Source organism: Streptomyces catenulae (assembly GCF_000718015.1).
GTDB classification, from domain to species: domain Bacteria; phylum Actinomycetota; class Actinomycetes; order Streptomycetales; family Streptomycetaceae; genus Streptomyces; species Streptomyces catenulae.
Genome location: NZ_JODY01000050.1, coordinates 1 through 17,955, shown reverse-complemented (window position 1 = coordinate 17,955; position 17,955 = coordinate 1). Strand labels below are relative to the sequence as shown.

15 protein-coding genes are annotated in these 17,955 nt (G+C 75.3%); 4 read left to right on the top strand and 11 right to left on the bottom strand.

All coding sequences use genetic code 11. The features are described from left to right. Nucleotides 1–12: 12 nt before the first annotated feature. The 8 genes from IF23_RS35250 to IF23_RS0129270 all read right to left on the bottom strand — a co-directional run bounded on the left by IF23_RS35250 (nt 13) and on the right by IF23_RS0129270 (nt 9,092). Complete coding sequence (locus IF23_RS35250; RefSeq protein WP_030289050.1) at nt 13–993, bottom strand: hypothetical protein; 981 nt, start codon at nt 991–993, stop codon at nt 13–15. Beyond that, entirely contained in the window at nt 990–1,361 is a 372-nt protein-coding gene (locus IF23_RS0129300; RefSeq protein ID WP_030289047.1) for a hypothetical protein, read from the bottom strand. The genes IF23_RS35250 and IF23_RS0129300 overlap by 4 nt, the downstream gene beginning before the upstream one ends. After that, nucleotides 1,348–3,168: a hypothetical protein gene (locus IF23_RS0129295; protein WP_037680186.1), complete on the bottom strand. Its 1,821-nt coding sequence runs from the start codon at nt 3,166–3,168 to the stop codon at nt 1,348–1,350. The genes IF23_RS0129300 and IF23_RS0129295 overlap by 14 nt, the downstream gene beginning before the upstream one ends. A 228-nt stretch (nt 3,169–3,396) precedes the next feature. Continuing rightward, entirely contained in the window at nt 3,397–4,386 is a 990-nt protein-coding gene (locus tag IF23_RS0129290; RefSeq protein WP_030289044.1) for a malate dehydrogenase, read from the bottom strand. A 780-nt stretch (nt 4,387–5,166) separates the two neighbouring features. Then, nucleotides 5,167–6,021 carry a DUF2690 domain-containing protein gene (locus tag IF23_RS31715; protein WP_030289042.1) on the bottom strand — a complete coding sequence of 285 codons (855 nt, stop codon included), beginning with the start codon at nt 6,019–6,021 and terminating at the stop codon, nt 5,167–5,169. Between the two features lie 473 nt (nt 6,022–6,494). Beyond that, entirely contained in the window at nt 6,495–7,286 is a 792-nt protein-coding gene (locus IF23_RS35490; RefSeq protein ID WP_030289040.1) for a peptidoglycan-binding protein, read from the bottom strand. Nucleotides 7,287–7,751: 465 nt separating this feature from the next. After that, nucleotides 7,752–8,204 (bottom strand): DUF3017 domain-containing protein, encoded by a 453-nt coding sequence (locus IF23_RS0129275; protein WP_245655154.1) that lies wholly within the window; start codon nt 8,202–8,204, stop codon nt 7,752–7,754. A 33-nt stretch (nt 8,205–8,237) separates the two neighbouring features. Then, nucleotides 8,238–9,092 (bottom strand): bifunctional methylenetetrahydrofolate dehydrogenase/methenyltetrahydrofolate cyclohydrolase, encoded by an 855-nt coding sequence (locus tag IF23_RS0129270; RefSeq protein WP_030289036.1) that lies wholly within the window; start codon nt 9,090–9,092, stop codon nt 8,238–8,240. A 266-nt stretch (nt 9,093–9,358) separates the two neighbouring features. On the opposite strand from IF23_RS0129270, the gene IF23_RS0129265 reads away from it, so the two are divergent. Together IF23_RS0129265 and IF23_RS0129260 are read left to right on the top strand one after the other, a co-directional pair. Further along, the gene (locus IF23_RS0129265) at nt 9,359–10,096 is read left to right on the top strand and encodes an RDD family protein (protein ID WP_030289031.1); all 738 of its coding nucleotides are present in this window, start codon (nt 9,359–9,361) and stop codon (nt 10,094–10,096) included. A 130-nt stretch (nt 10,097–10,226) separates the two neighbouring features. Then, nucleotides 10,227–10,775 (top strand): hypothetical protein, encoded by a 549-nt coding sequence (locus IF23_RS0129260; RefSeq protein ID WP_030289030.1) that lies wholly within the window; start codon nt 10,227–10,229, stop codon nt 10,773–10,775. 169 nt (nt 10,776–10,944) lie between these two features. Here the strand turns inward: IF23_RS0129260 and purH are convergent, their stop codons facing one another. Together purH and purN are read right to left on the bottom strand one after the other, a co-directional pair. Continuing rightward, nucleotides 10,945–12,519 (bottom strand): bifunctional phosphoribosylaminoimidazolecarboxamide formyltransferase/IMP cyclohydrolase, encoded by a 1,575-nt coding sequence (gene purH / locus IF23_RS0129255; RefSeq protein ID WP_030289029.1) that lies wholly within the window; start codon nt 12,517–12,519, stop codon nt 10,945–10,947. Beyond that, nucleotides 12,516–13,172: a phosphoribosylglycinamide formyltransferase gene (purN, locus tag IF23_RS0129250; RefSeq protein WP_030289028.1), complete on the bottom strand. Its 657-nt coding sequence runs from the start codon at nt 13,170–13,172 to the stop codon at nt 12,516–12,518. The genes purH and purN overlap by 4 nt, the downstream gene beginning before the upstream one ends. Before the next feature lie 303 nt (nt 13,173–13,475). On the opposite strand from purN, the gene IF23_RS31710 reads away from it, so the two are divergent. Next, nucleotides 13,476–14,531: a hypothetical protein gene (locus IF23_RS31710; RefSeq protein ID WP_037680184.1), complete on the top strand. Its 1,056-nt coding sequence runs from the start codon at nt 13,476–13,478 to the stop codon at nt 14,529–14,531. Nucleotides 14,532–14,613: 82 nt separating this feature from the next. Here IF23_RS31710 and IF23_RS34260 read toward each other — a convergent pair whose 3' ends face one another. Beyond that, on the bottom strand, nt 14,614–16,455 hold the full coding sequence (locus tag IF23_RS34260) for a cell division protein PerM (RefSeq protein WP_051739976.1): 1,842 nt from the start codon (nt 16,453–16,455) through the stop codon (nt 14,614–14,616). Nucleotides 16,456–16,691: 236 nt separating this feature from the next. Between IF23_RS34260 and IF23_RS32300 the strand changes: the two genes are divergently transcribed. After that, nucleotides 16,692–17,955, top strand: a 1,264-nt coding sequence (locus IF23_RS32300) for a SigE family RNA polymerase sigma factor (protein WP_051739975.1), incomplete at its 3' end; no start/stop codon positions are given.

The following is a 17,955-nucleotide window of genomic DNA, read 5'->3' as shown; positions in this document are numbered from 1 at the left end:
CGCGTCCCGCCCTCACGCATGCGGCACGAACGCGCCGAGCGCGGCGTGGAGCGTGGTCTCCTGCTGCGGCCAGTCGGTGGCGGGGCCGCGCACCAGCACCGCGAACTGCCGTCCGTCGTCGGTGCTGAACGCACAGTCCACCACCTGCACCCGCTCGCCCAGTTGGGCGCTGTCGTACGCGTAGACCAGCTTGGCGGCGTCCGGTGAGGGCGCGCCCGCGCCGAAGTCGCCGCGCTCGATCTCGGTGTAGCCGGGGTTGCCCGACAGGTTCTTCGCGGCGGTCGCCAGGGAGTGGCGGGGCGTCTCGTCCGGCTCGCGTATCTCGAAGACCTGCACCAGCCCGCGCTCGTCCGGCGAGGTGTAGAACTCACCGTCCGTACGGGAGTCGTGCTGCCAGTCCTGCGGCACGGCGAGGGTGAAGTCCTTCTCGGTGTTGTGGACGAGGTGGAAGCCCTCGGGCAGACCGGTGCCGGTCGGCGTCGGCTCCGTCGGTTCCGCGGGCAGCTCCGGGTACGACGTCCGGCTGCTCGCCGCCGTGGTGGGCCCGGCGGGCTTCGCGGCGGGCGCGCCGGTCCGGCCCCACAGCAGCCAGCCGCCGCCGAAGCCCAGCCCGATGACGGCGACCGCGGCGCCCGCCGCCAGTGCGGCGGTCCGGCGCGAGGAGCGGCGCCCGGCGACCGTCGGCCGCTCGTCCCACGCCAGGCTCCCCGGAAGCGCGTCCAGCGCGGCCTGACCCGCGTACGGAGCGGGTTCCGGGGCGGCGGGCGCGGCGCCCTCCGGGGTGGCCGCGGGCGGGGCGGCCGGGGGCGCGGGGGCGGCGGCCGGTGCCTCGCCGCCCGCCGGTGCGGACGGCGGGGTGGCCGGGGCCGTCCCCGGGGTCCACGCCGGGCGGGGCGGCGGCGGTCCGGTGTACGCCGCGGGCGGCGGCGCACCGTCGTCCCACTGCTGTGTCTCGCTGTTCCAACGGGCGGCACCACCGCCGTGTGCGGTCATCCGCCCACCAACCCGGCGACGGCCTCGGCGACGGCCGCTCCGGAGGCCAGCAGGCCGACGACGGAACCGGCGTCGGTGAGCGCGGCCCGCAGCCGGTCCAGGCGCCCGCGGCCCGCCGCGCCCTGTGTCACGATCTCCGTCTCGGCGTCCGCCAACTCCCCGTCCAACGCTTGGACCTGCGGGTTCGCCACCATGCGGGCGAGGTCCTGGCGCAGTTCCCCGACGGCGCGCAGCAGCTCCGCGTGCGCCGGGTCGGGGGCCGGGCCCGCGCCGCTGTTCTGGACGACGTTGTTGTGGTCGCCGACGGAGACGACCCCGCTGTTCGTGCCGATCCGGATGTTCCTGCCCTGGTCGTCAGTGGTTGCCACGTGTGGCCCCTTCCGTGGGCGCGCCACCGCGCCGGTCGTTGTGGGTGACGGTGTTGTGGTCGCCGATGCCCACCGCTCCCTGGGCGGACTCGATGTAGACGCCGCCCTCGGCGACGTTGACCACGCGCTGTTCGAACTCCTCGGTGACGTACCCGGCCTCCCGCAGCGTGGTGGTCACCCCGGCGGTGACCCGCTGCTGGACGGTCTTGAGGTACCGGGCGGCGTCCATGCCCTGGAAGAGCGACGCCTCGCCGTACGAGCCCAGTTCCCGCACCGCGAGGCCCGGGCCCTCGGGCAGCGCGGCCGCATGGCCGCCGGTGGCCAGCCGCCACACCGAGCGCAGCCCCCGCGCGAGGGTGACGACCGCACGCCCCCCGGCGCGCGGGGTGTCGATCAGCGCCCGGAGCGCCCGGACGACCGGGTGGAGGTGCGCCTCCTGGTGGGCGAAGCGGTCGGCGTCCTGGAACTGCTGCCGCACCGGCCACAGCACATGCGGCGCCACCTCCAGCATCAGCATCCCGCCCTGGGTGTGGACCCGGACGAAGACCGTGGTCACCACGCCCTCGTGCCAGCCGCCGATCCGTATGCGCAGGAAGTGGCGGCGGGTCTCGCCGCCTTCCTCGACCGCCTCGGCACGGTGCCGGGCCAGCTCCGCGGGGGCGTACGGGGCCAGGGCGCGCGCCGGGATGCCGTCCGCCGGGAGGAAGACGCACTCGTCGGTCTCCAGCTCCCGCAGCCGGTCCCGGACCGCGGCCCTGGCCTGCGGGGTGCGGTGCACCGAGGGCACCCGGAGCGCCTCGACCAGCGGGACGATGCGCTCCAGGAACGCGGCGTTGTCCAGCGGCCGGACCTCGGCGTCCTTACGGGGCCGCAGCTCCACCGAAAGCGACCAGGTGCCGTACGCCTCCCCGGCGCCGCGGAACGGGTCGCCGGGCCGGTACATCACCAACTGACCGTGCTGTTCGGTGCGGATCCGCTCGCGCAGCCGCTGGAAGCGTTCGCCGGTGTGCGCCTCGGCCGGGTCGCGGTGCAGGTCGGGGAAGCGGGTGCGGGACAGCTCCTCCTGGAGGACGCGGGCGGTCCGGCGCCGCTGGAGGGCGACGAGCGCGGTGACCGCGAACGGCAGTGCCAGCGTGACCCACAGGGCGAAGACGCCGGAGCCGGACGAGGAACCGTCGTCGAAGGCACCGGAGTCGGTCCAGCCGCTCGTCTCGGCGCCCTCGTACCCGAAGGTGGAGTAGCTGCTGCCGGACGACCACGGGAGGACCCACTCCACCAGGGACGCGGTGGCGCCGAACACCCCGGCCACCACGAACACCACGATCACCGCGCCGCAGAGCCGCCCGTACCAGCGGAACATGAAGGCGGCGCCCGCCGCCAGCCAGTACGGCAGCGGCAGCCGCCGGACCAACCGGCTCAGCCCCAGGAGCAGTACGGGCCAGGCATAGAACAGCGTCAGGCCGTACGAGAGCGGGACGGAGGCGAGCCACAGGCCGACGAGGGCGGCGGCCCAGCCCAGCTCGGTGCGGCGGGCGCGGAGCGCGTGGGCGAGGACGCGGGCGGCGTCGATGCCCAGGGAGGGCGCGGCGAACCGCTCCTCGTGGAGGTACAGCTCCTCGATGACGGCGTCGCGGTAGCCGCCGTCGAGGTAGGTACCGGCGCACAGCAGGCGGGTGGCCTCGCTGGCGGCGGGCGGGACGGAGGCGGGCGGCGGCGCCCCCGGGGGCGGAGGCGGCGTGGCCGTCCCCTTGTCGAAGGATGTCCGGTCGCTGTCGCCCGGCTGGGCAGGCACGTTCGTCTGACTCACCGCTCTTCCCCCCAAGCGCGGTCCGGAACCGAGACCCGGGCCCTGAACAGCCCCTCCGCCGCGCGGTCTACGGAGCGGCAGCATAGGGGAGGCGGCCGCTTTCCGGCCAGCGTGTTCCCGGGCGCGGACGGCGCAACGGCCGGGCCCGCGCGATCCGTTGGGACCGCGCGGGCCCGTGGCCGTGCGCCGGGTGCGTACGCCGGGGCGGTCGGCCACCGGCGGCGCGGATCAGAGCAGGCCGAGACCGCGGACGGCGTCGCGCTCCTCCGACAGCTCCTTGACGGAGGCGTCGATGCGCGTACGGGAGAACTCGTTGATCTCCAGGCCCTGGACGATCTCGTACTTGCCGTCCTTGGTGGTGACGGGGAAGGACGAGATGAGGCCCTCGGGGACGCCGTAGGAGCCGTCCGAGGGGATGCCCATGGAGGTCCAGTCGCCGTCGGCGGTGCCGTTGACCCAGGTGTGGACGTGGTCGATGGCGGCGTTGGCGGCGGAGGCGGCGGAGGAGGCGCCACGGGCGTCGATGATCGCCGCACCGCGCTTGGCGACGGTCGGGATGAAGTCGTCGGCCAGCCACGCCTGGTCGTTCACGGCCTCGGCGGCGTTCTTGCCGGCCACCTCGGCGTGGAAGATGTCGGGGTACTGGGTGGCGGAGTGGTTGCCCCAGATCGTGAGCTTGCGGATCTCGGAGACCGGGGCGCCGGTCTTCTTCGAGAGCTGCGAGAGCGCACGGTTGTGGTCGAGGCGGGTCATCGCGGTGAAGCGCTCCCGCGGCACGTCCGGCGCGGCCGCCTGGGCGATGAGGGCGTTGGTGTTGGCCGGGTTGCCGACGACGAGGACCTTGATGTCGTCCGCGGCGTGGTCGTTGATGGCCTTGCCCTGCGGCTTGAAGATGCCGCCGTTGGCCTCCAGCAGGTCGCCGCGCTCCATGCCCTTGGTACGGGGGCGGGCGCCGACGAGGAGGGCGACGTTGGCGCCGTCGAAGGCGACGTTCGGGTCGTCCGAGATGTCGATGCCCCGGAGCAGCGGGAAGGCACAGTCGTCCAGCTCCATGGCGGTGCCCTCGGCGGCCTTCAGGCCCTGCGGGATCTCCAGGAGGCGCAGCTTGACCGGCACGTCCGCGCCGAGCAGGTGACCGGAGGCGATGCGGAAGAGGAGGGCGTAACCGATCTGGCCGGCGGCGCCGGTGACGGTGACATTGACGGGAGTGCGGGTCATGGCGATCTCCTGCGCGATGTGTTCCGGGGGCAAGCCCCGGTCCACCTTGGGTGGCGGTGGGTGTCTGCCCGTTTTCGGGTCTCATCGACGACTCTCGACGAGTCTCTTGGTATCGAGAGACCTGTCCGCCAGGCTATCGGACCCCGCCCCGGCCCTGACGACGGGCCGGTGTGGCGCGGCTCACCGGGAGCGCCGGGACCGGGCCCGACGGCGGTCCGTACGGGACTCCGGGTCCGCCCCGGGCCGTCCCGTACGGGGGCAGTGGCGGCTGTCGGAGCCGTCCCGTACGGGGGCGGCGCGGGGCGCGTGGTGCCGGGTGTGCCGCGCCCCGGCCGTACGACGCGGCGGCCGCCCGCTGGAGGAGGGGCGCGGGCGGCCGCCGGGTCGGACACACCCGTGGGGGGTTGCTGTCCGCCTGCCCTCGATGGGCGGTGACATGCCCCGCGGTACCCGCCACCAGGGGCCCGTCGGCGATTACCGGCCAGTTCACCGGGGGCCCGCCCCGCCCCCGCGAACGGCCGCACACCGCCGGCACCTGGGGAACCGTCACGGAGCCGCCGGTTCCTGATGTGTTGCCAGGGGTGTGTGGGTCGGCTGGGATACGGCGGCCTCCGGTTGCCCCGGGGGCGATCCGTAGGGGAGCGGGGCGCCGGGGGCCCGTACGGGGAGCGCCCTACGGGATACGTCCTACGGGGGCGCGCCCCGGGAGAGGCGTGTGCCCGTACGGGTTCCCGGAGCGGGGCGGGCGGGTGCGGCGGTGTGCCCCCTGGGGGACGCGCCCTACGCCCCGGCGCCCGGTGACCGCACCGGTACCGGTGTGGCGAGGGGCTGGGCGCATCCCTGGGCGCCGCGGGCGGTGGTGCCGCAGGCGGTGGCCGTGCCGGGGGTGCCCGGGACGGTGACCATCGGGGTGGTGGCGCCGCCGCTGCGGCCCGTGGTGGCGCGGGCGCTGTGGCCGTGGGCGCTGACGCTGACCTGGCTGCCGGGGTCGGCGCCCACCATCCAGGCCCAGGCGGCGCGGCAGTCGGCGCTGTAGCGGACCTCGATCAGGACGTCGCCCGCCGTGCCCCGGGCGGTGGTGACCGCCTTCGCCGCGCAGCCGGACATCTCCGGGTCGCGCCCCATGCAGCCGTCGGCCGTGCACCGGACGCCCGGCGGCGGGACGGGGCCCGCGCTCCGCTCCGCCGACCGTACGGACGCGGGCGTCCGGGGCGCCGCGTCGCTGCTCCCGGGCCGGGCCAGCAGCACCGCGGCGGCCACCAGCAGCAGCGCGCCGCCCGCGCCCGCCGCCAGCACGGCCCGGCGGCGGCGCCCGGCCTTCGCGCCGTCACCGGGCGCCCCGGGCGGGCCGTCGCCGCGCTCCGCCCGGCGCCGCCAGGCCGCCGCGGCGCCGTCCCCCATGGCGGTCAGCTGCGCGGCGGGCACCCCGGCGACCCGGGCGAGCGCGGCGACCGCGGCGCGCGGCGGTGGCTGCCGACCGTCGAGGTGGCGCACCCAGTCGGCGCGGGGGATGCCGGTCCGCTCCGCGACGTCGGACACGCTCAGCCCGGCGCGGTCCACCACCCCGCGCAACTGCCGGACGAACTCCCTGATCTCCGGGTCCAGTTCCTCCGGAAGCGCCCGCCAGCGCGGCATGCCGTCCCCTCTCCCCCGTACGCTGCGTCGCGCCGTACGGTCGCCGTCCGTCCCCGGGCCGCCCACCGGCCCCGGCCAACCATCAGATCCCCCGCCCCATCGAACCAGGCGCCCCCGCTCCCCGCGCACGCCCCCGGCGCCCACGATCTCCGGGCGCGCCGTTCCCCTACGGGTTCCCTACCGGATCGGGGCACTCCCCAACCCGGCCGCGGGGCACGCCACTTCGGGCCCCTTACGGGATCCGGCCCCGGCCGCGGGCCCGGCCGTGCCCTCCACGGCCGGGCCCCGGGGCCGGGCCCGACCCCGGCCCCGCCGAGGGGTCCGGCGCCGCACCGGACGCGGCGCCGGGCCCCTCTCCGGACGCACCGCCGGACGACGCACCGCACGCGCCTCCCGCCGGTACGCCGTCCTCGGGCACCGCCCCGCTCCGGCGGACCCGTAGGCCACGGTCCGGTGCGGGGCGCGGGCCCGGCTCATCGGCGCAACGCCCCCCAGGTGTCGGGCCCGACGACGCCGTCCGGGGTCAGCCCGGACGCCCGCTGGAAGGCGCGGGCCGCCCGCTTGGTCCGCGGGCCGTAGACGCCGTCGGCGGCGCCCGGTTCGTAGCCGCGGTGGCGCAGCAGGCACTGCGCCTCGACGACCTCCCAGCCGGTGCTGCTGACGTCCAGCAGCCGGGCGTCGGTACGGCTGTGCCCGGCGTGCAGGAAGCCGCCGCTGCGGTTCACCGCGCAGCCGCGCTCCTGTCCGCGGCGGACGGTGAACACGCCCTGGAGCGCATCGGCCGGTTCCGGGCCCAGCCAGGGGCGGCCCGCCAGCAGCCCGGCGACGAAGGTGGCCAGCACCACGCCGCCCAGCACCCCGACCACCTTGGGCCGGACACCGCCGTCGCCGCCGTCCTCACCGCCGTGGACCGGCCGCGGCGCCCCGGGGCGGGGCAGTTGGGCGGGCACCCGGGGGCGGCCCGGCGCCGGGTGGCGGACGCCCGGCTGCGCGCGCCGCTCCTCCCACGCCTCGGCCGCCGCCCGCCACAGGACCAGCGGCCCGGTGGGATCGACCCCGCACACCCGCGCCAGCGCCTCCACGGCGTCGCGCGGCGGCAGTTGCTCGGCGTTGAGGTAGCGCACCCAGGAGGCGCGGCTGTACGGGGTGCGCGCGGCGAGCGCGGTGAGGCTCAGCCCGCTGTGGTCCTTGAGCGTCCGTATCCGGGCCGCGAGTCGTCGTACCCGATGGTCCGGAGGGACGGGCAGTTCCTGCCAACGCGCCATGTTCACCCCACAGGCATGCGGTGTCTCCCGGCAAGGAGGCGCCTCCATCTGCCTACAAATACCAAGATTTCCGCGCCGGGTGAGCGGCGGAAACGGGGGCGGTGAGGGCCTTCCCGGCGCGTTCGGGGCCCCACACGCCCGCGCTCCGCGCTCCCTCCCGGACCCGCGCCGATCCCGCCCCGCGGCCCGCCGCCCGCCGACGCCCTTCCCGGGGACGCAACTCCGGGACGCAAGAGGGAAGACAATCCGGGACGGCATTCCGGGACGCATTCCGGCAAGCAATCAGGAAGCTTTCCTGAACATTCCGGCGCCACCCCCTGGCCCCGCCCCACCCCCAACACCCCGCACACAAAAAGCGGGGCGCCCTCCCCGAAGGGAAGAGCGCCCCGCCACACACCAACAGTCAGCTCCGGAACGGCCGCTCGGCCGACCCCCCGGTCAGCCAACCGCCGCCCCCACCGCCACCTACCGCACCGTCAAATGCACCAGATCATCGAGGAACGGCAGATGGAGCCACGGCTTGGGCTGCACCATCAGGGCCAGGATCACGATCACGAAGCCCAGCACGCCGTAGGTCAGCATGTCCGTGAAGCGGGAGCGCACCGCTAGCATGCCGACCTCGGGCAGCGCCCAGCGCAGTGCGGCGCCGCCCAGCAGGGCCAGCCCGATGACGATCGCGCCCAGCCGGAACACGTCCACCGCGACCAGCAGCAGCCCGAGCCCGACGCCGCCCATCACCGACAGCAGCGGCCACTGCCGGGCCGGTGCCGGGGAGCCGCCCGGCGCCGCCCGGCCGCCGCCCTGCGGGCGTGCGGTGTCCCTCGTCAGCTGCGGGAAGCGGCGCGTCAGGCGCCGGGGTCCGGACGCGCCGTCCGGTCGTGCTGCCTCGCCCATGGCCGCCTGTCCCTCCGTGTTCATCGTCGTGCCGTCCGTCGTCCTCGGTCGTGGGGGTCAGCCGGCCGCGCGCTCGGCCGCCTCGACGACGTTGACCAGCAGCTGGGCGCGGGTCATCGGGCCGACGCCGCCCGGGTTCGGGGCGACCCACCCGGCGACCTCGGCGACGCCGGGGTGCACATCGCCGACGATCTTGCCGTTCTCGTCCCGGCTGACGCCGACGTCGAGGACGGCCGCACCCGGCTTGACGTCCTCGGGCTTGACCAGGTGCGGCACACCGGCGGCGGCGACGATGATGTCCGCCTGCTTGAGGTGCGCGGCGAGGTCACGGGTGCCGGTGTGGCACTGCGTGACCGTGGCGTTCTCCGACTTACGGGTGAGCACCAGCGGCATCGGGCGCCCGATGGTGATGCCGCGGCCGACCACGACGACATGCGCGCCGTTGATCTGCACGCCGTGGCGGCGCAGCAGCTCCACGATGGCGTACGGGGTGCAGGGCAGCGGGCCGGTCTCGCCGAGGACGAGCTTGCCCAGGCTCATCGGGTGCAGCCCGTCGGCGTCCTTGGCCGGGTCCATCAGCGCGAGGATGCGGTTGGTGTCGATGCCCTTGGGGAGCGGCAGTTGAACGATGTAGCCGGTGCACTCGGGGTTGTCGTTGAGCTCCTGGACGACCGCCTCGATCTCCTCCTGCGTGGCCGTCTCCGGCAGCTCGCGCTGGAGGGAGGCGATGCCGACCTGCGCGCAGTCGCGGTGCTTGCCGTTGACGTACCAGCGGCTGCCGGGGTCGTCGCCGACCAGGACGGTGCCGAGACCGGGCTGCACGCCCTTGGCCTTCAGCGCTTCCACCCGCGCGGACAGTTCGGACTTGATCGCGGCGGCGGTGGCCTTGCCATCGAGAATCTGGGCGCTCATACCCCCATCCTCCCGGATGGAGGCGCCCGCGTTCCAATCAGGGCCCGTCGTCCCCGGTCAGGGCCGGTCGGTGCCCGAAAAACGGAATTTGATCATTGCACTTGCACAACACCTTCCCGCCGCGACTGGACAACGTTCATCGACAGCTAGAAGGATTGTCGGCCAGTGCCGCAGGCATCATCGGGGGCAAGCCAAGTGAAACAACCTGTATTCCTCCGAAGTCGCGCCGCGTCGTCCCCCACTGACCCAACGGAGGAAAACACCACATGAGCTTCGGCGACCCGAACAACCCGTACGGCCAGCAGCCGCAGCAGGCCCCTTACGGCCAGCAGCCGCCGGTCCCGCCGCAGGGCGGCCAGCCCGGTTACGGCTACCCGCAGCAGCAGCCCGCCGCTCCCCAGCAGCAGCCCTACGGGTACCCGCAGCAGCAGGCGCCGCAGCAGGGTTACGGCTACCCCCAGCAGGGCGGTTACCCGCAGGGCGGGATGCCCGGTATGCCCACGGGCTACGCGAGCTGGGGCGCCCGCGTCGGCGCGTACCTGATCGACGGCCTGATCATCGGTGTCGTGCCGATGATCCTCTACATCATCGCGATCATCGTCGGCGCCTCGTCCGCCAGCTCGGTGCAGTCGAGCGTCGACTCCTGTGCGCAGGACGACTTCCAGTGCCGCAGCGACGCGATCAACTCCGCCTCCACCGGTATGCCGATCTTCGCGATCCTGCTGATCGTCCTGGCAATCGTGGCCGGAGCCGCCGGTGGCATCTTCCTGATCGCCAAGGAGGGCAGCACCGGTCAGACGCCCGGCAAGAAGGCGCTGAACATCCGGCTCGTCAGCGAGGCCACCGGCCAGCCGCTCGGCTTCGGCATGGCCTTCCTCCGGAAGATCTGCCACGCCGTGGACAGCATGCTGTGCAGCCTGGGCTACCTGTGGCCGCTGTGGGACGAGAAGTCCCAGACCTTCGCCGACAAGATCGTCAGCTCGGTCGTCGTCAAGACCCAGTGAGTCGGTGCGGGGCCGCTCCCCGCGTCGTCCCGAAGGCCCTCGCCGCCCCGCGGCCGGGGGCCTTCGCGGCGCCCGGGACCCGGCCACCGCGCCCCGGACATCCGGCCCTCCCGCCTGAAGGACAGCGCCCGTGAGTTACCCGAACCAGAACCCCTACAGCCAGCCGTCCGCCCCCCAGCCGGGCTACGGCTTCCCCCCGCAGCCGCCCGCCCCCTACGGGCCCTACCCGGGCGGCGGGATGCCGCCCGGCGGGATGCAGCCGCCGCCCACCCGGATGCCCGGCGGGCTGAAGGCCGCCCGGGTGCTGCTGTTCGTGCTCGCCGGGCTGAACCTCATCGGTCTGTGCCTGGCGGTGACCGGGCTCGGCGCGGTGAGCAAGGCGGCGAAGAGCGCGCTCACGGACGACAACCACGCCGCGGCCAACCTCGGCAAGGGCCTGCTGATCGTCCTGATCGTGTTCATCGCGATCTTCACGGTGCTGGCCGTCGTGCTGGCGCTGCAGTTCGCGAGCGGCGGCAACGGCGTCCGGATCGGCGCCGCCGTCTTCGGCGCGGCGACCCTGGTCGTCAGCTTCTGCGTCTTCCCGTTCGGCCTGGTCCACTCCGTGCTGGGCGTCATGATCATCGTCTTCAGCTCCAAGGAGGACGCCAAGGCGTGGTTCAACCGCCCGCGCTACTGACGGCTCCCCGCTCCCCGCAGGCCCCCTCCCACCGATACGGGAGGGGGCCTGCGGGCCGTCCGGCGCCAACGGCTCGTCCCGCCGCCCCACGGTGACCGTTCGTCATGCTTCCGCGTGACGCACGCGGGCCGCGCCTCCGCAGGGGAGACGCGGCCCGTACGGGTCCGGCTCAGTGGAAGAAGTGCCGCGTCCCGGTGAAGTACATCGTCACGCCCGCCTTCTCGGCGGCCTCGACGACCTGCTCGTCGCGGATCGAACCGCCGGGCTGCGCCACGGCCCTGACGCCCGCCTCGGCCAGCACCTCGAAGCCGTCGGGGAAGGGGAAGAAGGCGTCGGAGGCGGCGTACGCGCCCCGCGCCCGCTCCTCGCCCGCGCGCTGCACGGCGAGCTTGGCGGAGTCGACGCGGTTGACCTGGCCCATGCCGACGCCGACGGTGGCGCCGTCCTTGGCGAGCAGGATCGCGTTGGACTTCACGGCCCGCCCGGCGCGCCAGGCGAAGGCCAGCTCGGCCAGTTCGTCCTCGGACAGCGCGGCACCGGCGGCCAGCGTCCAGTGGGCCGGGTCGTCGCCGTCGGCCTGGAGGCAGTCGGTGACCTGGAGGAGCGCGCCGCCGTCGATCGGCTTGACCTCGACGGACGCCCCCGGGGCGCCGAGCACCCGCAGCACCCGGATGTTCTTCTTCCGCGTCAGCGCCTCCAGCGCGCCGTCCTCGTAGTCGGGCGCCACGATGACCTCGGTGAAGATCTCCGCGACCTGCTCGGCCATCGCCTTGCTGACCGGGCGGTTGACGGCGATGACGCCGCCGAACGCGGAGAGCGGGTCGCACTCGTGGGCCTTGCGGTGCGCCTCGGCGACATCCGCGCCGATCGCGATGCCGCAGGGGTTGGCGTGCTTGATGATCGCCACGCACGGCTCGTCGTGGTCGTACGCGGCACGGCGCGCGGCGTCCGTGTCGGTGAAGTTGTTGTACGACATCTCCTTGCCGTGCAGCTGCTCGGCGTCGGCGAGGCCGCCCGGCGCGGCCGGGTCGAGGTAGAGCGCGGCGCCCTGGTGCGGGTTCTCGCCGTAGCGCAGGACGTTCTTGCGCTCCAGCGCGGAGCCGAGGAAGTCGGGGAAGCCGGAGTCGTCGGCGGCGGCGTAGTCGGCGGCGAACCAGGAGGCGACGGCCACGTCGTAGGCGGCGGTGTGCTGGAACGCCTCGGCGGCGAGCCGCTTGCGGTCGGCGAGGTCGAACCCGCCCCGGGACGCGGCGTCGAGGACCTCGTCGTAACGGTCGGGGTTGACGACGACGGCGACCGACGGGTGGTTCTTGGCGGCGGCGCGGACCATCGAGGGGCCACCGATGTCGATCTGCTCGACGCACTCGTCGGGGGTGGCGCCGGAGGCGACGGTCTCCCGGAACGGGTAGAGGTTCACGATCACCAGGTCGAACGGCTCGACGCCGAGGTCGGCCAGCTGCTTCTGGTGCTCGGTCAGCCGCAGGTCGGCGAGGATGCCCGCGTGCACCTTGGGGTGCAGCGTCTTGACCCGGCCGTCCAGGCACTCGGGGAAGCCGGTCAGCTCCTCGACCTTGGTGACCGGCACACCGGCGGCGGCGATCCTCCCGGCGGTCGAGCCGGTCGACACCAGCTGGACACCGGCCGCGTGCAGCCCCTGCGCCAGCTCCTCCAGGCCGGACTTGTCGTAGACGCTGACCAGCGCCCGGCGGATCGGTCGCTTGCTGTCTTCGGCGGTGGCGGTCAAGAGATACGTACCTTTCGTCCCTCAATGCGGTAGCCGTGACGGGCCAGACGCCCCACGACCTCGACGAGCAGAGTGCGCTCGACTTCCTTGATGCGCTCGTGCAGCGCGGCTTCGTCGTCCTCGCCCAGGACCTCCACCACGCCCTGCGCGATGATCGGCCCGGTGTCGACGCCTTCGTCGACGAAGTGGACGGTGCACCCGGTGACCTTCGCGCCGTACGCGAGTGCGTCGCGGACGCCGTGGGCCCCGGGAAAACTGGGCAGCAGGGCGGGGTGGGTGTTGATCACCCGGCCGCCGAAGCGGGCCAGGAACTTGGGGCCGAGGATCTTCATGAACCCGGCGGAGACGATGAGGTCCGGCGCGTACGCGGCGGTGGCGGCGGTGAGCGCGGCGTCCCACTCGGCACGGGAGGCGTGGTCGCGGACCGCGCGGACGAAGGTCGGCAACCCGGCGCGCTCGGCACGCTCCAGACCGGCGATGGCCGCACGGTCGGCGCCGACGGCGACGATCTGCGCGCCGTACGCGGCGGGCCCGGCCTCCTCGATGGCGTCCAGCAGCGCCTGGAGGTTGGTGCCGGAGCCGGAGACGAGAACGACGAGCCGGACCGGGGACGCCGGGGCGTCCGGGCGGCGCGGGGGGAGAAGGGGATCCACGGTGGGGGTCTTTCTCGCGTGGTGCTGCTGCGGTGCGGTGGGCGTGCGGTGCTGCGGGCCGGTGCCCGACGGTCCCGTCCGGCGCCTTTGTGCGGTCGTACGAAGCCATGGGTCGCGTAAATACGGGGAACCCTACGAAGGCGCCGACCGTCAGCAACGATACCGGCACACCGCGCGGCCCCCACGGGACGGGGGCGGGCACGGGAGGTAGCGTCAGGCGCAGGAACGCACGCAGTTCGTGGTGCTCGTCCCCCCGGCCCCGGGCCGGAAGGGCGGCCGAGACAAAGGGAAGACTCACTCCAGATGCCGGACCGACGCCGCCGCGCGGCCCCCCTCCTCCCGCTGGCCGCGACGTCCCCCGGGACGGCCCGCCTGCCGGAAGAGGGCGTCCTCTCCTCCGCCGCCGTTGCTCCCTCCACCCCCTTCTCCCCGCGCCCGCCCGCCGCCTTCGGCCCCGGCCTCGCACTGCGGTCGGGAGAGCCCGGGGAGACCGGCTCCGGGACGGGGTCGGGGTCCGGGGCGGGGGCCGGATCGGGATCCGGAACGGGATCCGATGACGGCTCCGGTACGGGGTCCGGGTCTGACGACGGCTCCGGTACGGACTCCGGCAACGGCTCCGGCTCCGGCTCCGGTTCCGGTCAGGAGGAGCGCAACCCCTTCGCGCCGCCGCCCGAGGGCGCTCCGGACCAGGAGTGGCGGCCGCGCCGACGGGCCGGGCAGGACGACTCCCAGGGCTCGCACCCCGAGGGCGGTCAGGGTGAGGACACCCCGCCGACCTGGGGCAGCCAGTGGAGCAGCCGTCAGCCGGGCCGTCAGAGCGGCGGCTTCGGCAACCGCCCCGGGCGCCCCACCGGACAGACCGGACAGGGCGGCCCCGAGGGGCGCCCCGGCGGACTGCGCTGGGACCCGACCGACCCGGCCCAGCGGCGCGCCCGGTACGCGCTGCTCGCCGGTATGTGGGCGTTCTTCTTCGCCCTCTTCAGCCTCCCGGAGGTGGCGCTGCTGCTCGGTGCGCTCGCCCTCTACTGGGGGATCAGCTCGCTGCGTGCCAAGCCGCGCGCCGCGAAGCCGTCCGCCGCGGCGACGACGGCGGCCATGGAGGGCCGCCCGGCACCGTCCGCCGGTACCGGCACCGGCGCCCCGACCTCCGCCCGGCGACCGCAGACCACGGCGGCGGTCAGCGGGGTGGTCGCGGCGTCCCTGGCGCTGCTGATGGTGGCGGCGACGTTCTTCGTGAAGCTCGCCTACCGCGACTACTTCACCTGCGTCGACGACGCCCTGACCCGCGCCTCCGCCAAGTCCTGCGAGAAGCTGCTCCCCAAGGAGTTCCGCCCGCTGCTGGGCTCCCAGGAGGAGTGACCGCCCGACGGTGAGCCGCCCGCCCCGGGTTGTCCCGGGAGCGCGCCGAGCCCCCTGACGCGCCGCCGGTTCCGCGGCCGCGTCAGGGGGCTCGCCGGTTCTCCCCGACCGCGCCCCCACCGGTCGCGGCCCGCTCCCGCGGACCGTTCTCCCCACGGCGCTCCGGCACCCCACCGTCCGAACGGCCCCACTCCGCCCCGCCGTCCGCCTCGTGCCAGGGGTCGAACCGGTTGAGCAGGATGTCGAGCCCGTAGGACTCGTCGTCGCCCACCCGCTCCCGCACCTGCCGCCCGCCATCCACCCGCACACCCCGCGCCGCCTTGCGCTCCGCTTTGGCGGACTTGCGCTCCGCCTTGGCGGCCTTACGGTCGACCCGCGCCGCCTTACGGTCGGCCTTCGCCGCCTTGCGGTCGGCCTTGCGCTCCGCCCGGACGGCCTTACGGTCCGACTTCTCGGCCGTGGGCTCCGGCCGTACGGCCACAGGCTCCGGTGGCACGGCCACGTACTCCGGTGATACGGCCACGCGCTCCGGCCCGGCGGCCTTCCGTGCCGGGCGCCGGGCGCGGGACGGGTGGCGTTCCGCCCCGTCCCGCGCCCCGCTCCGCTTCCGCCGGGTGTGGAGGCGGCATGCGCGTAGCAGGAGGGCGACGGGGAGGCCGGTCAGGGCGGTCCAGGCGGTGGCGGCGAGGCCGGTGAGCCACCAGGACGGGCCGAAGAACGCCAGGCTGCCGGTGCCCAGGGCGCCGCCCGCCAGCGCGGCGAGCGCCGCCGTGAGGGCGCCACAGCACCCGGCGGCGAGCGCGGCCATGCCCAGGGTGGTCCGGCGCCGCCAGGGTCGCCCGGCGTCCGCCCCTGCCGCCGCCAGCGCCACGTACCGGCCCAGCAGCACCCCCGCGAGGACCGGACCGGCGGCGACGGACCAGGTCAGCGGGGTGCCGGGGCCGGGTGCGGGGAGGGCGGCGAGGAGCGGGAAGTGCGGGAGGACGGCCGGTGCCGTGGTGCCGAGCGGGGCCGCGAGGGCGCCCGCGCCGGTGGTGAAGCCGGGCCCCAGGGCGTAGGCGGCACCCCAGACGGCCGCGTTGGGGAGGAGGGCGAGGCAGAGCAGCAGCACGGTGCCGCGGCCGACCCAGTCGGGGGCGAGGACGAGGAGGTCGCGCCGGGCGGTCCCGGCGTGCAGGACCAGACCGGCGAGGGTGAGCACCGCCCCGGAGCCGAGCAGGGCGAGGGTGGCGGCGGTCGCCGCCCGGCGCACGGCCGTCCCCCGCGCGCCGCCCAGCCGGATACGCACGCCGGGCGGCAGCGCCGCGTCCCACCCGGGGCAGCCGTACCCGTACCAGGTGCTGAGGGCGAGCGTCGCGGCGACGACGGCGGGGATCCAGAGCGCGGCGCTGAGCGGGTCGACGCGGAGCGGACCCGCCGAGGCGTAGCCGACGGTACCGGCGATGACCAGCAGATATCCGGCGAACAGCGCCGCCAACCGGGCGATGGGCGAGGCGTCGGAGGAGGCGGACGGGGCAGGGGCGAAGCCGTCGTCGCCCGGGTCGGCGAGGAGGTGGTGGGCGGACCGGTGGAGCAGCCAGCCGGGGAGTGCGCAGAACAGCAGCGGGGTGAGCGCCACCGGGACCGGCGCCCCGGTGAGCGCGGCGGTGCGGACCAGATCGGCGCCGTGCGCCAGCAGCCACAGATCGGCGGCGAGGTGCAGCGCCTCCGCCGGATCGCCGCCGGGGTAGGGCGAGGCGACCCAGAGCAGGAGGACCGCGACGGTGACCGCGCCGAGGCCGAGCCCGGCGGCCGTCACCCCGCCGAAGAAGGCCGCACCGATCGCGGAGGGGGCGCGTACGGAAGGGCCGTGCGGGGCGGGGCGGGGCGCTGCGGGGCGGCCGCGCGGGAACGTTTCGGGGCCACGGTCGGTCAGCTGGCTCACGGCGCCATGCTGCCAACAACACCCGTTTCATCCGCGTAGTGACCAAATGACCGACGTGTCGCACATGATCCGCTTATCTGGTTTTTCACACTGTCTTCTGTCCGGATATTCACGACCCCTCGATTCCTCGATTCCTCCATCCCTTGACCGCCCCCGAGGTCACTTCGCTCGGCGGGCCCCTTGTGCACCACGTACCGCGTACCGCCGGAGTGCCGGGGACGCGTGGAGAGGACGGCATGAGTCACCGCAACCGACAGCAACCGGACCGACGGCCCCCCGAGCGCCACCCACGGCGCCCCCCGACCCGGCGGAACCCCGACCCGGCCGCGTCCGAGGGCCCCGCACCCGGCGCCGCACCGGAGGACCGGCAGCCGCGCCCCGCCCCGGAGCCCCCGACCGACCGCGCCCGCCCCGCGCCCGATCCCGCCCTCGACGACACCGCCGAGCTGCCGATCCTCACCGGCGACCCGGCGGACACCATGGAGTTCCCGATCGTCACCATCGCCCCGCCCCGGCCCAGCGTCCGCACCGGCGCGGGGCCCGGTCCGGCGCAGGACCCCGGCGCCGCCGCCGTCGCCGCGTTCGACGCCCTCTACGAGCGCCACGCGGAACCCCTGATCCGGCAGGCGTATCTGCTCACCGGGCGGCCCCGGCGCGCCCAGGAGGCGGTCGAGCGGGCGTTCCGGCTGGCCTGGCAGCGCTGGCCCGAGGTGGCCGTCGACCGCGACCCGGTCGGGTGGCTACGGGCCGCCGCCCACGAGTACGCGCTGTCGCCGTGGCACGGGCTGCGGACCGGCACCCGCACGGCGGAGCGGCCCACCCCCACCGCGCCCGCGCCACCCCCCGCCGACCCCGGCGACCGGGCGCTCCTCGGCGCCCTGCTGGAACTGCCCGCCCCGTACCGGCGGACCCTGGTGCTCCACGACGGCGTCGGGCTGGGACTGCGGGAGACCGCCGCCGAGGCGGAGGCGAGCATCCGGGCGGCGGCCGGTCGGCTGACCCACGCCCGGACGACGGTCGCGGAGCGGATGCCCGAACTGGAACTGGCCGCCCGGTCACCGGAACGCCAGGGCGCGATCCTGCACGAGCGGCTCACCGCGCTCGCCGCCACCCCGCCGGTCGCCCCGCCCGCCCCCGAAGCGGTCCGCGGCGGCAGCGATCTGAGCGTGCGCCGGTTGACCTACGGTGCGCTCGGCCTGACCGGTCTGCTCGCCGCCACCACCGTCTTCGCCCTGGTCACCGCCGTATGGCACGGAGAGCCCGCGCCCCCGGAGCACCCCCGGGCATCCGCCCCCGCCCGGCCCGCCTCGGCCCCGGGCACCCACCGGCCGCCCAAGGACACCGCCCAGGCACCGCCCGGCAGCCCGGCGCCCGACGCCGACGCGGACGACCCCGGGGACGCCCCGGCCGCCCGGGACGACGGGCCCGACCCGGCGGACGACGGCGACGACAAGGCCGCCCGCCCCTCCCCCGCACCCGGCGGCCACCCCGGCCCCCAAC

What these genes read in the sequence shown, in the direction of transcription:
- IF23_RS35250 (WP_030289050.1), bottom strand. Translation starts at nt 993, where the DNA reads ATGACCGCACACGGCGGTGGTGCCGCCCGTTGGAACAGCGAGACACAG.
- IF23_RS31710 (WP_037680184.1), top strand. Translation starts at nt 13,476, where the DNA reads ATGCCGGACCGACGCCGCCGCGCGGCCCCCCTCCTCCCGCTGGCCGCG.
- IF23_RS0129270 (WP_030289036.1), bottom strand. Translation starts at nt 9,092, where the DNA reads ATGAGCGCCCAGATTCTCGATGGCAAGGCCACCGCCGCCGCGATCAAG.
- IF23_RS31715 (WP_030289042.1), bottom strand. Translation starts at nt 6,021, where the DNA reads ATGCCGCGCTGGCGGGCGCTTCCGGAGGAACTGGACCCGGAGATCAGG.
- IF23_RS35490 (WP_030289040.1), bottom strand. Translation starts at nt 7,286, where the DNA reads ATGGCGCGTTGGCAGGAACTGCCCGTCCCTCCGGACCATCGGGTACGA.
- IF23_RS0129275 (WP_245655154.1), bottom strand. Translation starts at nt 8,204, where the DNA reads ATGAACACGGAGGGACAGGCGGCCATGGGCGAGGCAGCACGACCGGAC.
- IF23_RS0129290 (WP_030289044.1), bottom strand. Translation starts at nt 4,386, where the DNA reads ATGACCCGCACTCCCGTCAATGTCACCGTCACCGGCGCCGCCGGCCAG.
- IF23_RS0129265 (WP_030289031.1), top strand. Translation starts at nt 9,359, where the DNA reads ATGAGCTTCGGCGACCCGAACAACCCGTACGGCCAGCAGCCGCAGCAG.